Origin of the sequence: Jeotgalibaca caeni (genome assembly GCF_028863945.1) — a bacterium.
GTDB lineage: Bacteria > Bacillota > Bacilli > Lactobacillales > Aerococcaceae > Jeotgalibaca > Jeotgalibaca caeni.
Genome location: NZ_JARBEA010000083.1, coordinates 1 through 7,399, shown reverse-complemented (window position 1 = coordinate 7,399; position 7,399 = coordinate 1). Strand labels below are relative to the sequence as shown.

General features: G+C 43.5%; 6 protein-coding genes, 5 tRNA genes, 1 rRNA gene and 1 other RNA gene. 11 read left to right on the top strand and 2 right to left on the bottom strand.

From position 1 onward, the window contains the following. The 8 genes from rrf to PVE40_RS12015 all read left to right on the top strand — a co-directional run. A 5S ribosomal RNA gene (rrf, locus tag PVE40_RS13005) occupies positions 1-76 on the top strand; the annotation flags it as partial. A gap of 21 nt (positions 77-97) precedes the next feature. Next, positions 98-170: transfer RNA gene (locus tag PVE40_RS12045), tRNA-Val, on the top strand. A 9-nt stretch (positions 171-179) separates the two neighbouring features. After that, positions 180-252, top strand: a tRNA-Lys gene (locus PVE40_RS12040). A 37-nt stretch (positions 253-289) separates the two neighbouring features. After that, a tRNA-Gly gene (locus PVE40_RS12035) sits at positions 290-361 on the top strand. Between the two features lie 28 nt (positions 362-389). After that, a tRNA-Arg gene (locus tag PVE40_RS12030) sits at positions 390-463 on the top strand. A gap of 7 nt (positions 464-470) precedes the next feature. Further along, positions 471-544: transfer RNA gene (locus tag PVE40_RS12025), tRNA-Pro, on the top strand. A gap of 211 nt (positions 545-755) precedes the next feature. Beyond that, positions 756-1,220: a CtsR family transcriptional regulator gene (locus PVE40_RS12020; protein ID WP_274732189.1), complete on the top strand. Its 465-nt coding sequence runs from the start codon at positions 756-758 to the stop codon at positions 1,218-1,220. Between the two features lie 35 nt (positions 1,221-1,255). Then, positions 1,256-3,760: an ATP-dependent Clp protease ATP-binding subunit gene (locus PVE40_RS12015; RefSeq protein WP_274732188.1), complete on the top strand. Its 2,505-nt coding sequence runs from the start codon at positions 1,256-1,258 to the stop codon at positions 3,758-3,760. A 49-nt stretch (positions 3,761-3,809) separates the two neighbouring features. On the opposite strand, the gene PVE40_RS12010 is transcribed toward PVE40_RS12015, so the two are convergent. Further along, positions 3,810-4,982, bottom strand: coding sequence for a cation diffusion facilitator family transporter (locus PVE40_RS12010; protein ID WP_274732187.1), 1,173 nt, complete (start codon positions 4,980-4,982; stop codon positions 3,810-3,812). A gap of 140 nt (positions 4,983-5,122) precedes the next feature. On the opposite strand from PVE40_RS12010, the gene PVE40_RS12005 reads away from it, so the two are divergent. Further along, on the top strand, positions 5,123-5,455 hold the full coding sequence (locus tag PVE40_RS12005) for a hypothetical protein (protein WP_274732186.1): 333 nt from the start codon (positions 5,123-5,125) through the stop codon (positions 5,453-5,455). A gap of 210 nt (positions 5,456-5,665) precedes the next feature. On the opposite strand, the gene PVE40_RS12000 is transcribed toward PVE40_RS12005, so the two are convergent. Beyond that, complete coding sequence (locus PVE40_RS12000; RefSeq protein WP_274732185.1) at positions 5,666-6,550, bottom strand: helix-turn-helix domain-containing protein; 885 nt, start codon at positions 6,548-6,550, stop codon at positions 5,666-5,668. Between the two features lie 117 nt (positions 6,551-6,667). Between PVE40_RS12000 and tadA the strand changes: the two genes are divergently transcribed. Beyond that, a complete protein-coding gene (tadA, locus tag PVE40_RS11995; protein WP_274732184.1) occupies positions 6,668-7,174 on the top strand; it encodes a tRNA adenosine(34) deaminase TadA in 507 nt (168 codons plus the stop codon). Positions 7,175-7,225: 51 nt separating this feature from the next. Then, positions 7,226-7,311: signal recognition particle sRNA small type (gene ffs / locus PVE40_RS11990), an RNA gene on the top strand. Positions 7,312-7,399 lie beyond the last annotated feature (88 nt).

The following is a 7,399-nucleotide window of genomic DNA, read 5'->3' as shown; positions in this document are numbered from 1 at the left end:
CGAACACAGAAGTTAAGCTTCTTAGCGCCGATTGTAGTGAAGGGTTTCCCTTTGTGAGAGTAGGACGCTGCCGCGCATTTTTTTCTTTTTAAACGATGGAGGTTTAGCTCAGCTGGGAGAGCGTCTGCCTTACAAGCAGGATGTCGGCGGTTCGATCCCGTCAACCTCCATATTAGTTTGAGTCATTAGCTCAGCTGGTAGAGCATCTGACTTTTAATCAGAGGGTCGCAGGTTCGAGCCCTGCATGACTCATTAAAATTTGTTCAACTTCATCAGAGGTTGGCACCTTGCGGAAGTAGTTCAGTGGTAGAACATCACCTTGCCAAGGTGGGGGTCGCGGGTTCGAACCCCGTCTTCCGCTTATTTTTTTGTATTTTTTTAAGAATGGAGCACCCATAGCTCAATTGGATAGAGTACCTGACTACGAATCAGGCGGTTGCAGGTTCGACTCCTGCTGGGTGCATTTTTTTCGGGAAGTAGCTCAGCTTGGTAGAGCACTTGGTTTGGGACCAAGGGGTCGCAGGTTCGAATCCTGTCTTCCCGATTTCAAGGACTAGGACGTTTTAACGTCTTGGTCTTTTTTGTTTGTTCCTATCTCTATCGTTTGTAATTTTTTGAAGATGCGTTATAATAGGAAGCCAATAGAATCAACGATTGACAGGACTGACCATTCTTTACATTTGACTTCTGCCCGAGAATATTTTACTATTTAAGTGTAATAGTCAAAATTAGTCAGTTGAAGGGAGGCAGAAGTTTTGCAAAATCAAAATATGTCCGATATTATTGAAGCTTATATCAAAAAGATTTTAACATCCGAAGAGCAAGTGGAAATACGTCGGAATGAAATGGCTGTACGCTTCAATTGTGTTCCTTCACAAATCAATTATGTTATTAATACTCGCTTTACCGAACAACATGGTTACCTAGTAGAAAGTAAACGAGGTGGCGGTGGCTACATCCGGATTATGAAAGTGAAATTTCTTGATGAAGCAGAATTCATTGATGAAATGGTCCGCATGGTGGGAGACCACATTTGTGAGCGAGATGCCTATGTCATTGTGCAAAACCTATATAATAAAAAAGTAATTTCGAAACGGGAAGGGAATCTGATTCTTTCCGTAATGGACAAACAGTGGTTACAAACATTTGGGACGGACGAAGACGTCGTACGTGCTCAATTGTTGACAAAATTATTAAAAAGTTTACGTTACGAAGTTTGACAATCGTCATAACGTTAGTAAAGGAGGCGTTGAGAATGGACGAACTATTCACTGATAAAGCTAGTAAAGCTTTAATATTTGCGACAGAAGAGGCCCATCACTTTAAACATCATTCAATTGGTACGGAACATATTTTACTTGGGCTTGTCCGTGAACCAGATGGCATCGCCGGAAAAGTTTTACGCGACTTACATGTAGACGAGCACTTAATCCGTGATGAGATTGAACATTTGACTGGTTACGGAAATGCAAACCCTGCCGCAAATCAATTTACCCCGTTACCATTTTCGCCTCGTGCAAAAAAAGTAATCATGCATGCAACAAATGAATCTCAGAAATTAGGAGTTCCTTTAGTGGGAACGGAACATGTTCTACTGGGAATTCTGAAAGAAGAAATCTTAGCAGTAAAAATCCTGAAAAATGTGGGCGTCGATGTGACAGCTCTACGTAAAACGCTCTATGAGAAACTTGGTCTTAAACAACCCGCTAAAGGGAGCAATAAAATGGGTAAAAAAGCTGCCAAGAATCCAGAAGGAACACCGACGCTCGATTCATTAGCGCGTGACATGACAGAACTTGCTCGTAAAGATAAGCTGGATCCTATTGTGGGCCGTGACCGAGAAGTGAAACGGATTCTACAAATTATTTCTCGTCGTACGAAGAATAATCCGGTCTTGGTAGGAGAACCTGGCGTAGGGAAAACGGCAATCGTAGAAGGCCTTGCGCAACGGATTGTGCAAGGAGATGTGCCGGAACAATTAGCCAATAAGCGCTTAATGATGCTGGATATGGGTTCACTGGTAGCAGGAACAAAATACCGCGGTGAATTCGAAGAGCGGATGAAAAAGATCGTTGATGAAGTGTATCATGATGGAAATGTCATTCTCTTTATTGACGAGCTTCATACCTTAATTGGTGCGGGAGGGGCAGAAGGCGCAATTGATGCGTCCAATATCCTAAAACCTGCTCTGGCACGTGGAGAATTGCAAACGATTGGTGCTACTACGCTGGATGAATATCAAAAATACATTGAAAAAGATGCTGCTCTGGAGCGTCGATTCGCTCCGATTCATATTGACGAAGCGAACGCTGAGGAAACGGTTGATATCTTAAAAGGGTTGCGTAGCCGCTATGAAGATCATCACCGGGTAGAGATTACGGATGAAGCGATTGAAGCAGCTGTGAAGCTCTCCGTCCGCTACATTACAGCTCGCCGTCTACCAGATAAGGCAATCGATTTGATTGATGAATCAGCTGCGAAGGTACGCCTCGATGTCACTCATGGCGACACGCCGACTGGGAAGCTAGAGGAAGAACTTGCACAACTGAGCAAGCAAAAAGAAGAAGCTATTTTGAGCCAAGACTTTGAGAAAGCGGCTCGTATCCGTAAAAAAGAAATGACTCGTAAGCAACGTCTTCAAAAGGTGAGAGAAGCAAGTGCCTCTTCGGAGGATGGTCCATATACCTTGAGTGTTGATGAAACCGATGTGGCGCAAGTAGTAGCGCTATGGACGGGTATTCCGGTTTATCAAATGGAACAAAAGGAAAGCGATCGTTTGATGAAGTTGGAGAAAGTATTGCATGAACGGGTTATTGGTCAAGGAGAAGCGGTTAACGCTGTTTCCCGTGCGATTCGCCGAGCTAGATCTGGGTTGAAAGATCCAAATCGTCCAATTGGGAGCTTCCTGTTCCTAGGTCCAACGGGGGTAGGGAAGACCGAGCTAGCTAAAACCTTGGCAGAAGCCATGTTTGGCTCAGAAGACGCATTAGTCCGTATTGACATGTCTGAATACATGGAAAAATTCGCAACCAGCCGTCTGGTAGGTTCTCCTCCAGGATATGTTGGTTATGATGAAGGCGGTCAGTTGACCGAAAAGATTCGTCAAAAACCGTACTCTGTTATTTTGCTAGATGAAGTCGAGAAGGCTCATCCAGATGTCTTTAACATTCTCTTACAAGTACTCGATGATGGTCACTTGACTGATTCAAAAGGAAGAAAAGTCGATTTCCGCAATACCATTTTAATCATGACTTCCAACTTAGGAGCAACGGCGCTTCGAGATGAGAAGATGGTTGGTTTTAATGCGAAAGATGCGCGTCATGACTACAAGGCAATGGAAAAACGGATTCGTGAGGAATTGAAAAACTCCTTCCGTCCAGAATTCTTGAACCGGATTGACGAATCGATTGTCTTCCACTCCTTGGAGAAAAAAGAACTGCATGAAATTGTTAAATTAATGGCCAACGTTATTGTAAAACGACTCGCTGATTTGGATATTTTTGTAAAAATTACTCCAGCTGCTATCGATACAATTGCGAAGGAAGGCTTTGATCCTGAATATGGTGCTCGTCCAATACGTCGGGCAATCCAGAAAGAGATTGAAGACACGCTGAGTGAAGAAATGCTGAGCGGACACATCAAGTATGGGGATCATGTCACGATTGGTGCCCGTAACGGCAAAATTCGTGTAACTGTAAAAGACGAAAAGAAAGAAACGACGAAACGTTCTGAAGACGAATTAGTCACATCGAATTCCTAAGCAAATAAAAAGATCGCTGTCCACGAAAATGGGCAGCGATCTTTTTTTGTTAACGAACTTCTTTTAATAGGTCGAACCGGTCAAACTCAATGATGACTGGGTATGGACCAATCTGTTGGTGAATGTCTCGCTCAATTGCTTGGAATAGTTCTTCATTGGTCGGCACACTGTCATCGGGTACTACCACATCAAAGTGAATCGTTGGCCCAGCTTCCGACTCTTCTATTTGAAAGTCATGAAACTTGAGGTTCAACAGATACGATTGCAAAATTTTCTTCACTTGACGATAAACTTCTGTATGCTTTTCATTTTGAATGGCGATTGGGTCTACGTGACAAACGAGTTCAACGTCCAGTTCATCCTTAAAGGACTTCTCAATGTGGTCCATCAAACGGTGTGCCTCTGTCAAACTCCAACGGTCATCAATCTCGATATGAATCGTAGCGAAGGTTTTATTAGGCCCATAGTTGTGAACAAGCAAGTCATGATACCCGACAATAGAATCTACTTGGTCCAAAACCTCCTTCATTTGAGCGAGCTGTGGAAGGGAGGGGCGGCTGCCCAGTAAGTCATCAATGGCATGACGAATCATCTGGATGCCATTGTAAATGATGAAAATGGCAAGCAAGACACCCGCATAGCCGTCGATGAGCCAGCCTGTGCGTGCTTCAACGAGAGAAGCAACAAACACGACCAAGGTAATGAATATGTCATTGATGCTATCAGCAGCGGCACTATGCAGAGTGTTCGATGAGATATGAGTAGCCGCAGTTCGGTAAAATTTTCCTTGCCAATACTTGATTCCCATTGAAATGACTAATAGGAAGAAAACAAGCGGGCTGGTTTGCAGACTAGTAGGATCCAAGATTCGTTCGATGGAGGTTAAGAGAAACTGGAAGCCGACAAAGACAATGATAATAGAAATAACAAATCCACTAATATACTCGAAACGCTCGTGGCCATAAGGATGTTCCTTGTCAGGCGGTTTCGCCGCAGCACGGAAGCCAAACAACGTGAAAATAGAAGAAGCGGAATCTGCCAGATTATTCATTGCATCGGTGATCATGGAGACACTTCCCGCCATCCATCCTGCCAATAGTTTGATGAGAACCAGAAAAAGATTCGATAGGAGTCCTACTTTCCCAGCAAGTACGCCGATTGCGGTTCGTTTATCTTGGTGGGGATGGGTAACAATATACTGTTGCAGCCACTTTTTGAGCATCGAAATGACTCCTCCTTTTGAATTCATAGAGTCTTATTTTACCAAATATAAAACACTTCGAGAAGGCTAATATCGTTTTATTCGGTAAAGATTAAACGGTATGTTAGAATATGTTTACAAAAGCAAAAGGAGCGATAGAGATGAAGAATTCAAAAAAAGCGTTGCTAGTCGGTCTTGCGGCTACGGCTGCAGTAGCTGCTGTCGCAGCAGTAATGGCATATGAAGAAGAAACTGTGGATCGCATTGGTTCCTACCTCAACCGTCAACGCGTTAAAACCTATGTGAAGAATAAATTCAAAGGAAATCAACGTGTGTTAAAAGCAGTAGATTCTCTGTCCGACAAAGAAATCGATACACTTTTAGCTGTGTTAGACCGTACAGGAAACTGGAAAGACGCCGCGATGGAAGTCTTCGCTGATATGAAAGACAAAGCAGTTGACTACAAAGAAACGGTTGAAGACAAATTTCATTAATGGAACATAATAAATCTCATCCCAACAGCTGAAACAGAGTGGGATGAGATTTTTTCGTGTGAAGAGGGGGTTATCGTTGTGGTAAGGCTGCCGGACTGTGTCCTATCACCACGCACAGTCGTTTGTCGTTGCGATAGAGGCGCCAGATTACGTCCTATCGCAACGAAGATTCCTACAAACGAAAGAAACTATTTTTTTATCTAGTTTCTCTTAAAGATCCTCAAATCGAGACATAACAGCTAAGTAGCTAAGCAACAAATCATCCATTGTTTTTAAGTTCAATCCAGTTGCCTGGAAGAAGCGGTCCAATCGGTATTGCAAGGTATTGCGGTGCACGTACAAATCTCCAGCTGCCTTCGAAACATTTCCTAGGTTATGCCACATCGCATCGACTAGGTCGGCGCCGCCTTCTAATTCTCGGATTTCTGTTTTTAACTGGCGCAGGAGGACACTCTTGGCAGTTGCTTCATAAGAAAAATGAGGCAGGGCAATCTCCGACAAAGTAGTAATTTTATTACGCTTGCTGCTGGAACGGGTGTCTAGGAAAATCTGCTGCTCTTCTGCAAAAAGGCTTGGCAAATGTTCATTGACGGGCCAATTTTGGCCAAGATATACCGATGTTTGGATGGTGAAGTCATCATCCAATACATTCAAGATTCCATCGATTTCTTCCGTCAGCTCGATATAAGTAGGATTATGGATGACAATAATGCCATAATGGTCGGAGATAAAAAATCCATCTTCAATAAAGGAGAAGGTATGCTTAAAGGCATCGAGCCATAGGGTATAATCGAAATTTTCTTTATTGGTATTTTTAATCATAATCTGTAACAGTTGTACCTGGTTAAAACCAGGTGGAATTTTTTTGGGATTCTCCAGCAAGAATGTAGCCCAACGGTTTTTGCGTTTTTGAATCATGACGCCATCAGGGGTGGCAATTTGAAGGACCAGTTGCTTTTCCCGTTCGGTAATCGATTCAGGGGGGAAGTGAATCCATTTATTCTCTACCGGAATACTGAAATATTTCTCGCCCATTCGGGTGGCATCGTTTACCACTGCCTCTGGAAACAGTTCTTTTAATTGTTCGATAATCAACGTAAATTCTCACCGTCTTCCTTGTTTACACTTTCTCATATTTTACCATATCTATAGGAAGAATTGCGAAAGAGGTTTGCGCCGTGCTATAGTGAAGGGGTGGAAAGAGGGAACGAAATGGATCACTTACAAAAAGAGCAGTTTATGAAAGAAGCAATCAAAGAAGCGGAAAAAGCTCGTGCATTAGGGGAAGTTCCCATTGGGGCAGTTGTTGTCTTAGATGGAGAGATCATTGGGCGCGGCCATAATGAGCGCGAGACAACGAATGACGCGACAACTCATGCAGAGATGCTGGCGATTCGAGATGCGAACCGGACCTTGCAAAATTGGCGGTTAGAGGATGCGGAACTTTTTGTCACCTTGGAGCCATGTCCGATGTGCAGTGGCGCGATTATTTTGTCTCGAGTGAAGAAGGTGTATTATGGGGCTCCTGATCAAAAGGCGGGGACAGCAGGAACGTTGATGAACTTGCTGGAGGATGAACGGTTTAACCATCAAGCGGCGATTGAAACGGGGATTCTAGAGGAAGAGTGCCGGGAATTGTTACAGTCATTCTTCCGCGAGCTGCGAAAAAAGCGTAAAGAAGAAAATCGGAAGCATTTACGCCGACCGCAGTCAGACTAAAAAGGACTTTCCTTCCAAATTGATTTATGGTATACTTAACTTTGCCGAAAGGCCTTATGGCAATGGCGGTCTTATGAATGAGTCAGGTCCGGAAGGAAGCAGCTATAAGTAGGAGTCGCCATGTGCTGTAAGTTAATATACACGTAAAGGGGCTGGGACAAAAGTCCCCAATCCTAAAAAGTTCCACACCATCGAACGACTAAAGGGTGTGGAACTTTTTTACTT

Bases quoted from the DNA above. Each gene is read 5' to 3' on its own strand.
- PVE40_RS12010 (WP_274732187.1), bottom strand. From the start codon at position 4,982: ATGCTCAAAAAGTGGCTGCAACAGTATATTGTTACCCATCCCCACCAA.
- tadA (WP_274732184.1), top strand. From the start codon at position 6,668: ATGGATCACTTACAAAAAGAGCAGTTTATGAAAGAAGCAATCAAAGAA.
- PVE40_RS12005 (WP_274732186.1), top strand. From the start codon at position 5,123: ATGAAGAATTCAAAAAAAGCGTTGCTAGTCGGTCTTGCGGCTACGGCT.
- PVE40_RS12015 (WP_274732188.1), top strand. From the start codon at position 1,256: ATGGACGAACTATTCACTGATAAAGCTAGTAAAGCTTTAATATTTGCG.